Source organism: Streptomyces sp. NPDC040405, assembly GCF_055595765.1.
In genome coordinates this window covers 410,678-426,689 of sequence record NZ_JBVIVI010000002.1, presented here as the reverse complement: position 1 = coordinate 426,689, position 16,012 = coordinate 410,678, and the positions used below count along the sequence as shown (strand labels likewise).

Here is a 16,012-nt window from a genome sequence, read left to right as displayed (position 1 = left end):
AGAGCAGGGCAAGTGACGGCGCCGCCGCCGTTCTCTTCAGGGGTTCCGCCCCCATTCGGAATCCCCCGCATTCACATCCCCGCCATATCAGGCAAATACTGCCTTTGCGCTGCCATCGAGGACCAAGCGGAATTGATTTGCCGAGCCGCTGACTTCTCCCATGACGTCTGCTAGCTTTCCCGCCAAGCACGATCACTTTGATCACGCTCAAACGGGGAGCAATTTTGAAGTTCAAGTCCATCGGCGCGGCGACTGTCGCCGCGCTCGCGTCACTCGCGGTAATCGGCGGAACTCAAACGGCATCCGCCGCCGACTGGCTCACCGCAAAGGCACCCACCTATAAGTCCGGAAAGGTGACCGCAAGCGCGACCATGCTCGGTCCGCAGCCCGCGGGCACGAAACTGTGCGTATCCCTCCTGGTGGCTCACCCTTACTACCCCGACATCGAGGTGGCCAACAAGTGCAAAACGGCCCAGTCCGGGTCCGTGAGCGTCACCGCCAAGGTCGGCACCTGCGGTAAGTACTCGAGTTATGCCAGCGCCAAGGTCAAGGGGAAGGTCAACGTGCGTAAGTCGAAGGCCGCGATTTACTGCAAGTAAGTAGCGAAGCCAGGCAGGCCCCCACCCCCCGGGGGCCTGCCGCCGCGCATCCCCACTCGCCGCCGTCAGGCAGCCGCCCTCACGCCGCCGCCCTCAGGCAGCCGCCTTGGCGATGATGCCGTCCATCTCCTCTCGGTCGAAGGCCCGCAGTGTCGTGCAGCGAACGTTTCCCAGGCCACTGAGCTGCAGGGATACCGCAGTGGCAGTCTCGTCGTCCGGCGCTTCGATCGCGTAGATCATGTCGTACGGGCCGACGGTCCAGTGGAAGTCCAGGAGCTTCACCCCGAGCTTGTCCAGCGCCGCCGCGAAGGCCGCGTAGCGCTTCGCGGTGTCCTGATAGGCGTGGACGCCCTGTTCGGTCCAGTTCAGCAGGGTGATGTAGGTGGGCATGGACCTCACCTCCTCACCTCAAGTCTGAGGAAACCCGGCCCGCGGCGCACCTCGCAGAGAAGCGGTCGGTATCGGTCGCTTGCGCCGCACCGGTGAGGCGGACCGTTCGGCAGCGAAGAAGCGTTTCCTTCGACGCCACCACCTCACCACCTTTCGCATTCTTCCGCACCGCGATGAGATTGCCGAATTCTTCATATCAGGTGCACATCCCACTAAAAGCTGCGGCACTACCGCGCGCCTCAGCCCGGCCGCCGCTGCCGCGACTGCCGGACTGGTCCAGGGCTGCGCGAGGATCCGGCGCCGTACAGAATGACGGCGTGATCGATCCCATCGAGAGTGCTTGGCGCAGGCTGTCGCAGACTGCGGGAGAACCGGTCAGGCCAATGGGTTCGCCGCCCCTCGGTCCCTTCGGCGCGCTCGTGCGGGCCGCCTACGCGCAGCCGCTGTTGCGGCAGCTCTACCCGTGGACGGGGATGTGGGAGCTGCACTTCAGCCGCTGTACGGAACCGCGCTACACCTGGGACATCCCGTATGTGTCCCCTTCGTACGACGACCGATACCGGGTCGACGGTCCGTCCAGGAGCGAACACGTCGGTGAGGCCGGGAGCGTGGACGAGGCCCTGGCCATGGTGATCGAGCGGCTGCCTCCGGGCTGCGGTCCGGCCTTTGCCGGCAGCCCACGGGAACTCGCGGCGTTCGAGGGGGAACGAGCGGTGGGGCAGCGGCGGGCAGAATCGCGGGCATGGATGCGGGACTTGCGGCGCTGGTAGGGGCGGCCCTCGGGGCGGTTGCCTCGTTGGGGGCGGCGTCGGTCAGTGGGCGTGCCCAGGCGCGTTCCCAGCATGACCAGTGGCGTCGGCAGGTACGACGCGAGGCGTACACGCAGTACTTGGTCGCCCTCCACGATCGCGATGTGGCGATGGACGACGTGCTGCGCGCGCTCGATGCCGAGTCTCCCGACCAGGCGGTCGTCGAGGGGCGCGTGGAGACGTTCATCGCGCTGGCGCGCGAGGTGCACCGGGCCGCCGAGGTCGTGCTACTGGAGGGACCGCCGGGGGTGGGCGAGGCCGTGAGCGGGGTAGCGCAGGCGTCGGGTGCGCTCTCCGGCGTGATGCGGCGGATGGTGGACGATGCCCGCCGCGGTGACGCCTCACACCGGGCCGAGGACCTGGCGCTCGCGGCGGAGCGGTCGGACGCGCTGTGGGAGGCGGTGAAGGGGTTCCGGGCGGCGGCAGGGAGTGTTCTGGGCAACGGGGGCTGACGCATCGCGGTCCGCGGAGACAACGCGGCGGGCAAAGGTGGCCGGTGGGCGGCTGGTTGGGCCGCCCACCGGGACATCAGGGGTTTTCCCTATGGGGTCAGTCCTTGATCTCCGAGCCGACGCGGAGAATGCCTACCCGGCCGCCTTCGGTGCCCGGGCACTTTCGCTTCGACGTCTTGGCGTTGCCGACCCAGGGGCCGTAGAACGTGACCTCTACGCCGCGCGTGTCCACGCACACTATCTTCACCCGGTGTGCGGCGACCTGGCCGAGGCCGGAGCAATAGGCGTAGCCGGTGGTGCCGTTCTTGGACCAGGTGTTGCAGTCTGCGGAGCGAACTCCGATATCGCCGTCTTCCGCGAGGGCGGAGGGCGTGATGAGGCTGGCGCCCATCACCATTCCCGCGACGGCGAGGAATGCCTTCTTACGATTCATGCGTCTTCCCCGTGTTTTCGATGAGTCGTGCTTGCGACGGGCAGGCGGGTCGGGCCTGCCGGGCGTCACATGAGTTCGACCTGGTAGCCCGCCTTGTAGACGCCCACTCGGCCGCCCTCGGTGCCGGGGCACTTACGGCTCGACCACTCGCCGCTCTTGCCCTTCTTCCAGGGGCCGTAGAAGACCGCCTTGATACCGCGGGAGTCGATGCAGGTGACCTTCGCCCGATATTGGTCGAACCGCGCCAGGTTGGAGCACTTGGCGGATCCCGTGGTTTGTGTGTGCTTTGAGGTGCAGACGTAACTAGGCTTGATGGAATTGCCCCCGGAATCGGCCGCGGAGTCAGCCGCGGAGGCGCCGGGCGCCATCAGGATGCTCGCGGAGGCGACGGCGGCGGCCACAGCGGCCACCGCCGATCCAGCTTTGAAGCTCATTGATTCCCCGTGTGTCAGGGGAGGCGCGCAGGACTGCCCGCAGATAGGCAATTCCTCTCGCGTCCCCCGTGCGCTCGCATGCCAATCGGCATTGCGGCCATGACCATAAGCATGGCTTAGTGTCGACGACAAGATGCCGTGCACAGGCGGCTGTTGGGATTTTCGTCGGACCAGGGCCCGGGAGCGGGGACAACGGTCGCACAGTGGACAATGGGCGGAAATGTGACGCCTCACGACGCCCCTGCCGGACGCCGCTGGTCATGCTGCCGAAGCAACTGCCCCGAGGGCAGCTCCCGCCAGCGCCGCAAGTCCCGCCGCATTCGGGAGTGGGAGCGGGCTCATCCCCTCTGAGGGTGGAGGTCCTCGGGGGGTGAGGGGGGTTGGGGCCAGAGTTGGATGAGGTGTTCCTCGTACGGTTCCCCTTCGGGGGCCGCCTGGGCTGCGCGGCCGTGGATCCTGGCGCGGAACCAGCGGGGGGTGCCGTCGGGGCAGGGGAGCTCGGGTTCGGCGTGGAGGTCGGAGCCCTGTTCGCCGAAGGTCCATACCTCGGCCAGGGCCGTGTGGGGGTCGCGGTCGTCGTCGTCCTCGTCCGGGGCGGGGCCGGTGCCGCCGGGTTCGGCCAGGACGCTGACCTCCCTGATCCACGACCAGGGCGCGGGATCCAGGGGTGGGGCGGAGTCGTGCACGCTGGTAGTCAGCGTGATCTCGTCCCATTCGGTGAGGGTGAGGACTTGGAGGCCGCGTTGGTCGTCGTAGGGGACGACGTTGCCGCCGATCGCCTTGTTGGGGTCGATCTGGAGGAAGACGTCGGTGACTTCCTCCACCGCTCCGGTGATCACGTCGTAGCTGTGCTCTACGTCGACCCGGAAACGCTCCTCGGGCATGCGGGGCTCCTCGGCGCTTGGGCAGGTGAACGGGCGCGTGGCCCGCACTCTAGTGAGTGCGGGCCACGGTGATCTGTTCGCTCAGCCCATGTTGATGTAGTACGGGTCGCCGACGAGGACGCGGTACTTGGCGTAGAAGCTGTTCAGGATCTGTCCCTGCCGCGTGTTCTCCCAGCGCGGCACCCATTTGATGGCACGGTTCGGCGGTGCGTACGCGGTGCCGCCCTGATGAGTGCTGGCGAAGGGGTACTCGTCGCACGACGGCGAGGTCGGGTTGTACTCCTGGCCCGGCACGGTGGGCAGGACCACCCAGGTGACGTCGCCCCGTCCGGGCTGCTTGCCCCCGCACACCGCTTCCCGGTTCTTCTTTTTCGTGGCCTCGCTGGCGCGCGTCAGCGGATGGCTGGAGCCGGGGCGTCCGATGTGCAGCGAGGCGGACTGCACCTTGCGGATGTTGCTCGCGATGTGCGGCAGGAAGGCCATGCCGGACAGGAGGTTCCCGTCGTCGGTCGTGGCGTGCTGGGGGAAGACGCATCCGGCGGCCTTCGTCCGCCGCGTCTTCGACTCGTTCCACAGCGTGTCGTCGCAGCGGTAGCGCTCCGACTTGTACGTCATGGCGCCGGGCAGGTAGCCGGGCTTGGTCATCGCGAACGCGTAGCGCGTCGCCGTCGTGCGCTTCTTCATCTTGGCGACCCGCATCGCGTAGTCGATGCCGCCGGACGGTGCCGCGCTGCCGAGGGTGAACGGCTTCGCGAGCGCGCCGGTGGCCTTGGCCGTGGCGCCGGGGGCGGTCGGGCGGAAGACGGTGCGGATGCCGTCGGCCCGGCCGGTGAGGCGGGCCTTGGACACCGCGATCTTCTCGCTCCACTTGGTGCGGCGCAGGTCCAGGTCGATCTCGTGCTCGATCGTGAACCGGGCCGTGCCCTCCAGGTGGGGCACTCCGTTCACGATCTTCAGCACGCTCACCGTGGCCTGCACGGTCTTGCAGGCGTGGGTACGGATGAACTCCTGGGTCACGACGGCCGGCGTCGCGCACAGCTTGCCCGTGTCGTCGGCGGCCCTGTTCATGGGCCGGGTGCTGCTGTAGGTGACCTTCAGATGGTGTTTGACCTGCGGTGCGGCCTGGGCGGTGCCCATACAGGTCGCCAGAAGTGCGCATGCCGCCAGCCCGGCTGCGGCCGTGGTGCGTTGCCATGTTTTCGGACGATTCACGATGATGCCCCCCTTCTGTCGCGGTTCCGCGACAGAACCTCAAGTTAGGGAGTGCAAACGGAATTGAGAACCCGGCTTCCGAGTGTCCGAAGTGGCCTGCGTGCTGTCCGGGGTATGTGGGTGTTGTGGGGCGCGGAAGTTGGACACAGGGGGCCCGTACGTTCCGCCCGCCCCGCTCGTCTCGTCCTACTGCGAGTGATCTTCGAGCGAGACGCGAGCGGGGCGGGAGTGTTCGGCGTACGGGGTTATGAGCGGCCTGCCTTGGAGGGGCCGAAGAACTCGATCTCGGCTATCGCCAGCTGCTTCTTGTTATTGGCTCCGTAGGCCGACTGGATGGTGAAGCGGACCGCGGTGACGTTCTGGAAGCGGAAGGGGCGGCGCTGGAAGCCCGCGCCCTGGTCGAGGTTGAGTTCGCGGATGGTGGTCTTGCCGTCGTCGGTGGTGACGCGGGCCTCGATGCGGTGCGGGAGCGCCGACTTGGTGAGGGTGTCACCGTGGCCGGACATCCCCGGTGTGATGCCGATGTCCAGCAGGCGTACCGGGTCGCGGAAGCGGGCCTCCAGCCACTCTCCCTGGGCGGACTGGGTGACCCCCGGGCCCCACCAGGAGTTGCTGACCACGTCGAACGCCTTGTCCGGGCCGTGCTGGGGGAACGAGCGGGACGCCTTGTAGGAGTCCGGGTTGAGCGGGGCGCGCTTGGCGAAGTGGTCGCGTACCGCGCTCACGGCCTGCGGGGTCTGGAACAGGGCCCAGCCCACCAGGGCCAGCACCGCCGCGAGGACGACCCAGCGCAGGATGCGGCCGATCTGGTGGCGCAGGCGCGGGCGGTCGCCCGCCCAGGGCTGTTCCCGGTTGCGGTAGTCGAACATCCGTCGCCACCAGGGGAGACGGGTCGGGTTCTCCGGGCCCTGGGCCATCGGCATGGCGCAGCGCGCGCAGAAGTGGCGGTCGGGGCGGTTCGCGACGTGGCACCAGGGACACGCCACGCCGCCGTGGTTCTCCGGCGCGACCGGGGCGCGGACCTCGGGGCGGGCGGGGGCCGGGCGGCCCGGGAGGACCGGGGCGACGGCCGGGGGGCGTTCGGGTTCGCCCTGCGGGTCGGCCACGGGGACGAGGAGGGCGCGGGCCCGGTCCGTGGTGGATTCCGGGTCGGGGGTGCCTCCCGCGGGTGCCGGGGTGGTGGCCCGGGGTACGGGGCGGGTCGGGTCGGCGTCGCCCGCCGGGGGCGTATGGGCGGAGGACCCCGGCGGCCCGAAGCCCGGCGAGGCGGAGCCGTGCGGCCCGAAGCCCTGCGGGGTGGGGCCCTGCGGGGCGGGGCTCTGCGGGGCGGGGCCCTGCGGGGCGGATCCGTGCGGCCCGAAGCCCTGCGGCCCGAAGCCCTGCGGGGCGGAGCCGTACGTGGCCGGGCCGTACGAGGCGGGCGCATCGGGTGCCGTCCGGCCCGGCGTGCCGGGGGCGGCGGTTGCCGAGTGGTGCGGGCCGGGCGCGCCACCGGCCGGAGCACCGCCCGTCGGCGCCCCACCGCCCGAAGCACCGCCAGTCGGCGCGCCACCACTCGGCGCCGGGGCGCGGCCCTGGCGTGGGTCCGTCGCGGGGGCGGCGGCGCGCGGTGGCGGGGGCCGGTCGGGCAGGACCGCGTTGCAGCCGTCGCAGAAGGACTGCCCCGGCACATACCGCGTACCGCACTCGTCGCAGGTCAGGGGGGCGGTCGGCTCGTCGGTGCCACGGCCGCCTGCGGACTGTCTGGGGGTCATGACTCGGGGGTCCTTTCCGCGGCGGTCACCTGGACCGTGTAGGGGACGTGGGCGGGGCGGGCGGCGGAGACGAGTTCGTCGAGGCGGTGTTCGTCGGCCGGGGTCGGGGACGGCAGGCGCAGGGTGACGTGCAGCCGGGGGCGGGGCTGGCCCGGGAAGGGGCCGCGTGGGCGGGCGCTCCACGTGGCGCCGCCGCTTTCGGTGATCTCCGGTTCGACGCCGAAGGCGAGCCGTACCGTCTCGGCCAGGCCGAAGCGGGTGCCGCGGACGCGGTGCAGGTACGCGGCGGCGGCGACCGCGGCGCGCAGCCGGGCCTCGCCCTCGGGGTGGTCGTCCTCGATGCCGTCGGTCTCGGCGCCGATCCACCAGCCGAGCCAGCGGGTGAAGTCGGCGGGGGCGAGGGCGGGGCTGAAGTAACTCTCCTGACAGTCAAGGACGTTGAGGATGGGCGCCAGGACGTCGTCCAGCCCGCCGATGAAGCGCTGCGCGAGGTCGTCGTCGGCGAAGACGGCGGGCAGCATCAAGCCGAGCGGGGAGGACGAGGCGAGGCCGTCGATGGATCCCCTCATGGGGTGGCTCCCCTCATGCGGTGACTCGTACAGCGATGCGTACGGCGATGCGTACAGCGGCTCATGCCGTGTCCCCGATCACCCGGACGCGGTGGTCGTAGGAGAAGACCAGGGACGGCGGATCGAGGTCGATGCGGTCGGTGCGGTCGCCTCGTTTGCCGGTCAGCGGGTCGGCGGCGTGCAGCCGTACCTCGTCCACGAGTTCCACCCCGGGGACGCGCTGCAGCACCGCGAAGATCTCGCCCGACTGGACGGGGCGGCCGAAGGGCCAGCCGGTGCCGTCCGCGCCGCCGGTGAGGGGGTCGAGGTGGCGGTAGAGGGCGTCGTGGGCGTCGCGCCGTACGCGGTCGGCGTCGGTGCCGCGGAAGGCGTGGACGGTGGCGACGACGGTGACGCCCTGGTAGTACGGCGGGCCGACGGCCAGCCGGGTGCCGATGAGCCGCCGCTCGTCGAGGTAGCGGGTGATCCGCTGGAGGAGCGCGTCGGCGGGGACGAGCTGTTCGAAGCGGAGCCGCCCGCCGGGGTCGGGGACGGCGCTGGGGACGACGAGGACGCGTACCGCGTACGAGCCGTACTCCTCCACCTGGCCCTCCAGACAGGTGATGCGGGCGGTCTCGGGGGCGGCGCGGCGGGCGAGTTCGGCGTAGTCCCGCAGGGTGACGGCGCGGTCCTGGGCGCGCAGCGTGATGGGGGCGCGGGCCTTGGCCTCCTCGACGGTCTCGCCGTCCACCCCGCCCTGCGCGGCCTCGCGGTTGACGACCTCGGCGACGTACGGGACGGAGTCGCGCAGGGTGCGGATGGCACCCCGCGCGACATTTCCGGTGCGCCCGCCGCCGGTGCGGTAGCGGCGGGCGCGGATCACGGCGCCCTTGGGCGGGACGGCTCCGTACTGGCGCAGGGTGCCGTCGGGTTCGCGGACGGCCGGGCCGAAGGCGATCTCGCCGGTCGCCGCGTCGAGGGTCAGGTGGCGGTCGTACGGGCCGGAGGCGGCGAAGTGCGGGACGACGTCCCAGTCGGCCCAGCCCTGCTCCCCCGCGTAATCGGCCACCTGGAGGTGGAGCGGGGGCAGGTCGCCGACGACGGGGGCGTGGGCGAGCCGCAGCCGCTGGCCGGGCAGCCCGGTGGACTCGCCCAGGGCCTCGTCGCGCACCGTCTCGGCGTGGACGGCGGGCACGGTGCCGCCCATGGTGAACGCCTCGGCGGAGCGCACGGTGGGCGAGGTGGTGTAGAAGGGCTGGTTGGTCTCGGGCTCGGTGACCCGGCAGCGCAGCCAGCCCGCCTCCTTCCGGCCGGTGCGGGAGAGGATGTGGCCGCCGGGGATGTGCAGGACGACGTCGCCGGGGCGGTTGAGGCCACCGGTGGTGTCCTGGTCGACCTCGCACACCACCCAGCCCTCGGCCGTCCACGCCTCCCAGACCAGCGGCGGCTGCCGCGGGTCGACGCCGACGCCGTCGACGCGGCTGTCGAGCCGCAGCGCGACCGCGCAGTGCGGGACTGCGGCGCTGAGGCCGAGCAGCATGCAGTCGCCGGGCGCCGGGGACTCGGCGAAGCACATCACGTCGGTGCCCTCGACGAGGTCCGTGGTGCGGTCGGTGACCTGCTCCCCGCCGTGCTGTACGGCGAGATGGCTCAACTCGCTCGGTATGACGGTGAGTTCGCGCTCGGTGGCGAAGACCACGGCGTCCTCGCTGTCGGCGCGCACGGTGGCGGTCTCCGTGCCGACGGGTATGCGGACCGGGTCGTCCTGCGGGGCGGACAGCCAGAAGGTGAGGTCGGTGCGGGCGGCGGACGGCGGGAAGAGGGTGATGCCGACGAGGTCGAGGAAGGCCAGGTGGTTCTTCTCGGGGATCCGGTTGAGCCGGTACACGATCTGGTCGGCCATGTGCGCGACGGTTTCCACCAGGGTGACACCGGGGTCGGACACGTTGTGGTCGGTCCACTCCGGGGCGCGCCGCTGGATGTAGCGCTTGGCGTCGTCGACGAACTGCTGGAAGCGCCGGTCGTCGAGGTTCGGGGAGGGCAGTGCCATCAGCGGTCGCTTTCGGTGGCCGGTCCGCCGCCGTCACCGGCGCTGTCACCGGCGCTGTCATCGGCGGACGAGGACGGATCGGAGTCGTCGTGGGAGGGGATGACGTAGAACGGGAAGACCAGGTTGCGCGGGTTGTTGGTGCCGCGGACGACGTAGCGGACGTCGATGTACAGCACGCCCTGGTCGTCGCCCGCGGTCACCTCCACCTCGCGGACCTCGATACGGGGCTCCCAGCGGTCCAGCGTGGTGTACACCTCGTGCTGGATGCGGCCCGCGGTGGCCTCGTTGACCGGTGCGAAGACCAGGTCGTGGATGGCGCAGCCGAACTCCGGGCGCATGGGCCGCTCGCCGGGGGCGGTCGCGAGCACGAGCCGGATGGCCTCCTCGATCTCCCGCTCCCCGCTGACCAGGGCGATGCCCCCGGTCGGGCTGATGCGCAAGGGGAAGGACCAGCCGGAGCCGACGAACTGCCCGGCCATCAGACCACCACCGGGATGTGGCCGTTGATCGTGGCGAGGCCGGTCAGCGCGACCGAAGTGCCCCCGATGGTGACGACACCGGGGGTCATCATCGTGAACGTCGCGGGCAGGACGTTGACCGCCCCGGCCGTCACGCTCAGGGCGCCGGTCTGGATCGATCCGGTGCCGCCCTTGATGTTGAACGCGGCGCCCGCGGTGGCGGACAGGGCGCCGCCCGCCGTGATGTTCAGCGCTCCCCCGGCGTTCAGGTTCATGGTGCCGCCCGCCCGCAGGCTCAGATTGCCACCGGCCTCGACGGACACCGCGCCCGTTCCCTTGATGACCACGGTTCCCTTGCTGTCCACGGTGATCTGGGTCCTGGTGCGGTCCAGGTTGATGGTGAGCCGGTCGTTGCCGGTGCTCAGCCGCACCCCGCGCTTGCCGATCTTCTGGCTGAGCAGGTCCAGCCGGTTGTTCTCGCGGTCGGCGAGCGTGTGCCGGGTGGCCTTGCCCTTGAGGGCGTCGTGCAGCGGCACGTCGCCGGGCTTCGGCTTGTCCTTGCCGTTGTAGAGGCCGCCGATGACGTACGGATGGTCCAGCGCGCCGCGGTCGAACGCCACCAGCACCTCGTCGTTGACGTCCAGCGGGAAGACGCTGCCGCCGCCCACCCCGGCCCACTGCACGGTCCGGGTCCAGTCGCTCACGTAATCCGGGTCCAGCCAGGGGAACTTCAGCTTCACCCGGCCCTGCTTGAGCGGGTCCTTCACGTTGGTGACGAGTGCGTTGGCCACGGACGGCAGCCGGGAGGCCCCGGCCTGGGTGCCGCCGGAGGCGAGCCCGTACAGGGACCGCCACTGGCGTCCGCTGACGGTCACCAGGGTCGTGTACGGCTTGCTCATCTCGAAGACGTGGCGGACGCCGGTCATCGTGTACTTGCCGTCGAAGGGCTTGCCGACGTCCCTGAGCGTCACCGGGATGTCGGCGCGCAGCTTGGGGTTGCCGCGGACGGTCACCTCCAGCTCGGCGAAGGCCGACGTCACGTCGTCCGCGAGCGCCTGCGCCGCCCGGCCGACCTCGCCCTGCTGGTCGTACGGGAACGAGGCGTCGACCAGCTTGCTCGCCTTGAACTTCGCCGTCCCCGCGCCGGGCTTGGTGCCGTTGGCGAGTGCCGGGTTGCTCTTGGCGGGCGCCTGGGCGGTGATGGCCTTCTTGGCCTGCACGTTCCAGCCGCGCGCCTGCACCTGGGGCACCTGGTCGGCCGAGGTGACGGAGGCCCGGCAGCGCAGGACGTCCCGGCCGCCGTGGAGCACGAACGGGCTCTTGTCGCCGTCCGTGCTCGGCGGGGGCGCCCCGGCGGCGCTCTTGCGGCTGACGAACTGGAACTTGCCCTTGGCGTCCAGGAACATCACCTTCTTGTTCTCGTCCGCCAGCCGGGCGAGGAAGTCCCAGTCGGTGACGTTGTCCTGGGTGATGAACTCGTAGGTGGTCCTCGTCGGTTCGATCCGGCCCGCGGTTACCCCGCTCTTCCCGATCAGCCGCTTGGCGATGTCGGAGGCCGTCATGTCGGTGTATCCGGCCACCCGGCGCTGGCGCAGCATGCGGTGACCGAGGTCGTAGCCGCGGACCACGGTGAACGCGCCGGTCGCGTCGTAATCCGTCTCCAGCCCGGTGACCTCGCCGGTGAACAGCGGATCCTGCGCGCCCTTGCCGTCGGCGACCGGCGCCAGTACGGCCTTGGTGCCGATGGTGATTTTCGCGAGCCCCAGCACCGTCCGCTTCTGGTCGCGGAAGGTGAGCTGGAACGCGGCGGGCACCCCCGCCCCGAAGTCCACCCATGCCTCCGCCAGCTGCGGCGCGACCTCGACGGGGTGCAACGGGCTGCCGTCCAGCTCGACGTGGATGATGCTGGAGTACGAGATCGGCGGCATCAGGCCGTCACCTCCTCGACGGCGGGCAGGATGAGCTCGGTGCCGGGCGCGAGGCGGGCCGGGTCGTCGATGCCGTTGGTATCGGCGATCACCCGCCAGACGGTGGCGTCCCCGTACTCCCGCCAGGCCAGCGACTGCAGCGAATCGCCCGCGACGAGGCGGTGCACACGGCGCGCGGTGAGCGCGCCGGAGGTGGGGTTCTGGCCCTTCGTCGCGCCCGGTATCTCTCGCATCCGCACCTGGCAGGTGGCCCGGATCGGCACCCCTGTGGTGCCGAACAGGGAGTACGTGACGTCCACGGACTCCATGTACGCCGTGAAGCGGGCGGTGGAGAACGACCCCCACTGGAAGACCACCCACGGCGTGGACGGCTGCTTGGCGGCGAGGCTGGACGCCGTCACCTCGCAGCAGAGGAAGAGCGACTCGACCTTCTTCAGCACCTCGTTGCTGTCCGGCCGGTCCGAGGAGTCGAGGAAGATGTCGAGGCTCAGCTCGCGCGGCTCGGGCCCCATGAACTCCGGCTGCGAACCGTCGCGGACCGCCGGGCTCGGGGTGACCTTCCAGTCCGTACGGCGGCTCATGGACAGCTGGGCGGGGTTGAAGTCGAACGCGAAGTTCTTGATCAGGCCGCCGGGGCTGGTGCTGTGGCCGATCGGCGGCTCGTGGATCGCGAGCGAGGCGCGGACCAGGCTCTTGCCCGCGCCGCCCTTGGCTCCGCCTTTGCCGCCGCCGCGGCCTCCGCCGGGGTTACCGCCGCGGCCCCCGCCGCCTTTGCCGTTGGTGGCCATCTACGCCGCCCCCGCATCCGTGAAGCCGTGGTGGGTGATCTCCAGAACCTCCGTGGCCACCGCCGGGCTCGCCGGATCGAGCGACGGCCCCTGCCACCGCACCGGCAGCACGTCCAGCAGCCCCCACTGCGCCACCACCGAACCGTCCGCCCGCAGCGCGGCGATCTGCCCGGTGGGGCGGGTGACGCCCGTGGTGATGGACGAGACCCAGGCCGCCACCTTCGCCGTGTCGGGGGTGAGGGGGCGGGTCAGCCGGATGCTGGAGAAGGTGACGCGGGACGGCAGCTGCCAGACGAAGCCGTTGTTGCCGCCTTCCTGGTGGTGCTCGATCTCCACCTCGGACGACAGACCCTCGCAGCCGTTGAAGTACCCCAGGCTCTGGCCGTCGATGGTGAGGGTGAAGAAGATCGTGGACCCCGGGTCGAGATCACTGGGCATCGCGGGCGGCCTTTCTTTCCTACGTCGGTGCGTGTGGCGTGTGGCGTGTGCGGTCTGGGGTCGTCTTCGTACGCGCTTATCGGCGCGGGTCGCGCAGCTTGCCGATGCGCTCGCGGTCGAGGCGGAACTCCGTTCTCAGCAGCCGGGTCAGCGGGCCGATCAGCCGGTGCACCAGCTCGTCGAACTGCCCGTCCGTGAGCGCCCTGGCGTCGAACGCGGCGGTCCCGGCGGTGATGCGCTTGGCGCTGCCGCCGCCGCTTCGGGTCTGGGTGCCGGTGTCCCTCGTGGTCGTGGCGCGGGGTGCCGGTGCCGGTGCCGGTGCCGGTGTCTGTGCCTGTGCCTGTGCCTGTGCCGGTGGGGGTGCCGGGGTGGGTGGTGGCGCGACGGCGTCCCGCTGCACCGGGCGCGGTGCGGGCGCCGTCCGTGGCGCCTGGGGCGACGGTGTGGGGGTGCTGGGGTGCGCCGCCGGGGTGTGGGGACGCACGGGGAGCTGTACGGCGCCGGGCGCGGGGGCCGCCGCCTTGGTCTGCCGCTGCACGGGCGCCGCGCGGCCGATCGGCCCGGTCGCGGGCGCGGGTCCGGCGTCTGCGCGCCGTACCGGCGGGGCAGGCGGGGCGCTGTCCGTACGGACGCGGCGCAGCGGCACGGCCGTCGGCGAACTGCTGCGCTGCACGGCGGCGACACCGGGCGGAGGCGTCGTCGGCATCGCCGAGGTCAGGGCGCGCGCCGACGCCAGGGGAAGCGACGCAACCGCGTTGCGCTGCAGGGTTGGTGCGGCCTCCCGGCGTACGGGTGCCTGCGGTAGCGGGGCCGATGGGGCGGGTGGCGAGGCCGGGCCCGTACCACCGCGCTGCACCGCAGGCGCGGGCGCCGACCCTGGAACAGCGGCCCGCCGCTGAACGGGACGCGGCGCCACCGGGGGCATGCCGGTCATCGGCGCGCCCAGACCCGTACCACCGAGGCCGGGGCCGTCGGGCACACGCCGCTGCACCGCAGGCGCTGCGGGCAGCTGCGGCGGCCCGGGTGCCGCGGGCACAGCGGACGCCGGGGCCGACCCCGGAACAGCGGCCCGCCGCTGAACGGAACGCGGCGCCGCCGAGGGCATGCCGGTCATCGGCGCGCCCAGACCCGTACCACCGAGGCCGGGACCGTCGGGCACGCGCCGCTGCACCGCAGGCGCTGCGGGCAGTTGTGGCGGCCCGGCGGTCGTGGGCACAGCGGACGCCGGGTCCGCCCCCGGAACAGCGGCCCGCCGCTGGACGGGACGCGACGCCGCCGAGGGCATGCCGGTCATCGGCGCGCCCAGACCCGTACCACCGAGGCCGGGACCGTCAGGTACGCGCCGCTGCACCGCAGGCGCGGCGGGTGCCGAAACGGAGTCAGGCGCTGCGGGAGGTACGGGTCCGGGATCGTCGGGCATACGCCGCTGCACCGCGGGCGCGACGGGGGCAGCGGGCAACCGCGACGGCCCGGGCACCGTGGGCACAGCGGATGCCGAAGCGTTCCCGCCCGGGAGAACGGTCCGCCGCTGCACAGGACGCGGCGCCACCGGAGGCATGCCGGGCGCGCCCGCACCCGCATCTCCGGCGCTGTCGGGCACGTACCGCTGCGCCGCGGGCGCGACGGGGGCGGCAGGCGGCTCCGGAGACTTGGGGGCCGCGGGCACTGCAGGTGCCGGAGCCGAGGCGGGTGCCGAGCCCGGAACACCGGCCGACCGCTGAACGGGACGCGGCGGCGCCGGGGGCGTGGCGGTCGCGGGCGCGCCCGGACCCGTACCTCCGGGAGCGTCGGGCACACGACGCTGCACCGTGGGCGCAGCAGATACCGAAGCGTCCCCGCCCGGCCCGCTGCCCCGCGCCGGGGCAGGCCCCGAAGCCAGGTTCGGTGCGGAGCCGGGCGCCGCCGAGGGCATGCCGGTCATCGGCGCACCCAGGCCCGCGCCATCGGGAACGTCGGGCACGCGCCGCTGTACCGCAGGCGTGACGGGAGCGGCAGGCGGCTGCGGAGAGTTGGGGGCCGCGGGCACGGCAGGTGCCGAAGCCGAGGCGGGTGCCGAGCCCGGAACACCGGCCGACCGCTGAACGGGACGCGGTGGCGCCGGGGGCGCGGCAGGCGGCTGCGGAGACGTAGAGGCCGTGGGCGCAGCGGATGCCGAAGCGACCTCTCCCGGCCCGCTGCCCCGCGCCGGAGCAGGCGCCGAAGCCGGGGTCGGAGCGGAACCGGGCGCCGCCGGGGCCGGAGCAACAGCCCGCCGTTGGACGGGACTCGGCGGCGCCGGGGGCATGCCGGTCGTCGGCGCGCCCAGGCCCGCGCCTTCGGGAACGTCGGGCACGGGCCGCTGCACCGCAGGCGTGACGGGAGCGGCAGGCGGCTCCGGAGACGTGGGGGCCGTGGGCGCAGCGGGTACCGACGCGTCCCCGCCCGGCTCACTCTCCCGCGCCACCTCCGGTGTAGGCATAGGACCCGAAGCCGGGTCCGGAACGCCGACCGACCGCTGAACGGAAGGCGGCGGCGCCGGGGGCGTGGCGGTCGCGGGCGCGCCCGGACCCGTACCTCCGGGAGCGTCGGGCACACGACGCTGCACCGCAGGCGCAACAGGATCGGCAGGCAGCTGCGACGACCCGGGCACCGTGGGCTCAGCGGATACCGGGGCCGGAACGGAACCGGGCGCCGCCGGGGCGGGAGCAACGGCCCGCCGCTGAACGGGACGCAGCGCCGACGGAGGCATGCCCGTCATCGGCGCGCCCAGACCCGTACCACCGGGGCCGGGGCCGTCGGGCACGCGCCGCTGCACTGCGGGCGCAGCGGAACCGGCAGGCGTCTGCGAAGACTTGG

At 72.1% G+C, this 16,012-nt stretch carries 16 protein-coding genes; 3 read left to right on the top strand and 13 right to left on the bottom strand.

All coding sequences use genetic code 11. From position 1 onward, the window contains the following. Positions 1–224 precede the first annotated feature (224 nt). A complete protein-coding gene (locus ACZ59A_RS09205) occupies positions 225–599 on the top strand; it encodes a hypothetical protein (RefSeq protein WP_470955580.1) in 375 nt (124 codons plus the stop codon). Between the two features lie 93 nt (positions 600–692). Here ACZ59A_RS09205 and ACZ59A_RS09200 read toward each other — a convergent pair whose 3' ends face one another. Further along, entirely contained in the window at positions 693–989 is a 297-nt protein-coding gene (locus ACZ59A_RS09200; RefSeq protein WP_470955577.1) for a GYD domain-containing protein, read from the bottom strand. Between the two features lie 173 nt (positions 990–1,162). Here ACZ59A_RS09200 and ACZ59A_RS09195 point away from each other — a divergent pair, with 173 nt between their 5' ends. Together ACZ59A_RS09195 and ACZ59A_RS09190 are read left to right on the top strand one after the other, a co-directional pair. Beyond that, on the top strand, positions 1,163–1,759 hold the full coding sequence (locus ACZ59A_RS09195; protein ID WP_470957834.1) for a DUF6193 family natural product biosynthesis protein: 597 nt from the start codon (positions 1,163–1,165) through the stop codon (positions 1,757–1,759). Next, positions 1,732–2,250 (top strand): proline dehydrogenase, encoded by a 519-nt coding sequence (locus ACZ59A_RS09190; RefSeq protein ID WP_470955575.1) that lies wholly within the window; start codon positions 1,732–1,734, stop codon positions 2,248–2,250. Before ACZ59A_RS09195 ends, ACZ59A_RS09190 begins: the two co-directional genes overlap by 28 nt. Positions 2,251–2,347: 97 nt before the next feature. On the opposite strand, the gene ACZ59A_RS09185 is transcribed toward ACZ59A_RS09190, so the two are convergent. From ACZ59A_RS09185 to ACZ59A_RS09130, 12 genes are all read right to left on the bottom strand, one after another. Then, positions 2,348–2,683, bottom strand: coding sequence for a hypothetical protein (locus ACZ59A_RS09185; RefSeq protein ID WP_470955573.1), 336 nt, complete (start codon positions 2,681–2,683; stop codon positions 2,348–2,350). Positions 2,684–2,748: 65 nt separating this feature from the next. Beyond that, the gene (locus tag ACZ59A_RS09180) at positions 2,749–3,117 is read right to left on the bottom strand and encodes a hypothetical protein (RefSeq protein ID WP_470955570.1); all 369 of its coding nucleotides are present in this window, start codon (positions 3,115–3,117) and stop codon (positions 2,749–2,751) included. Positions 3,118–3,455: 338 nt separating this feature from the next. Further along, positions 3,456–4,001, bottom strand: coding sequence for a hypothetical protein (locus tag ACZ59A_RS09175; protein ID WP_470955567.1), 546 nt, complete (start codon positions 3,999–4,001; stop codon positions 3,456–3,458). An 81-nt stretch (positions 4,002–4,082) separates the two neighbouring features. Beyond that, positions 4,083–5,138, bottom strand: a complete 1,056-nt coding sequence (locus ACZ59A_RS09170) for a NucA/NucB deoxyribonuclease domain-containing protein (RefSeq protein ID WP_470955564.1) — start codon at positions 5,136–5,138, stop codon at positions 4,083–4,085. A gap of 320 nt (positions 5,139–5,458) precedes the next feature. Beyond that, positions 5,459–6,967 carry an NADase-type glycan-binding domain-containing protein gene (locus tag ACZ59A_RS09165; protein ID WP_470955561.1) on the bottom strand — a complete coding sequence of 503 codons (1,509 nt, stop codon included), beginning with the start codon at positions 6,965–6,967 and terminating at the stop codon, positions 5,459–5,461. Then, positions 6,964–7,536: a phage tail protein gene (locus tag ACZ59A_RS09160; protein WP_470955559.1), complete on the bottom strand. Its 573-nt coding sequence runs from the start codon at positions 7,534–7,536 to the stop codon at positions 6,964–6,966. The genes ACZ59A_RS09165 and ACZ59A_RS09160 overlap by 4 nt, the downstream gene beginning before the upstream one ends. 61 nt (positions 7,537–7,597) lie before the next feature. Next, on the bottom strand, positions 7,598–9,565 hold the full coding sequence (locus ACZ59A_RS09155) for a putative baseplate assembly protein (RefSeq protein WP_470955556.1): 1,968 nt from the start codon (positions 9,563–9,565) through the stop codon (positions 7,598–7,600). Further along, positions 9,565–10,044, bottom strand: a complete 480-nt coding sequence (locus ACZ59A_RS09150) for a GPW/gp25 family protein (protein WP_470955554.1) — start codon at positions 10,042–10,044, stop codon at positions 9,565–9,567. The genes ACZ59A_RS09155 and ACZ59A_RS09150 overlap by 1 nt, the downstream gene beginning before the upstream one ends. Further along, positions 10,044–11,951: a VgrG-related protein gene (locus tag ACZ59A_RS09145; RefSeq protein WP_470955551.1), complete on the bottom strand. Its 1,908-nt coding sequence runs from the start codon at positions 11,949–11,951 to the stop codon at positions 10,044–10,046. The genes ACZ59A_RS09150 and ACZ59A_RS09145 overlap by 1 nt, the downstream gene beginning before the upstream one ends. Beyond that, positions 11,951–12,739 (bottom strand): CIS tube protein, encoded by a 789-nt coding sequence (locus ACZ59A_RS09140; RefSeq protein ID WP_470955549.1) that lies wholly within the window; start codon positions 12,737–12,739, stop codon positions 11,951–11,953. Before ACZ59A_RS09140 ends, ACZ59A_RS09145 begins: the two co-directional genes overlap by 1 nt. Further along, complete coding sequence (locus ACZ59A_RS09135) at positions 12,740–13,177, bottom strand: phage tail protein (protein WP_470955547.1); 438 nt, start codon at positions 13,175–13,177, stop codon at positions 12,740–12,742. Between the two features lie 76 nt (positions 13,178–13,253). Then, a complete protein-coding gene (locus tag ACZ59A_RS09130; RefSeq protein ID WP_470955545.1) occupies positions 13,254–13,883 on the bottom strand; it encodes an extensin in 630 nt (209 codons plus the stop codon). Positions 13,884–16,012: the final 2,129 nt, after the last annotated feature.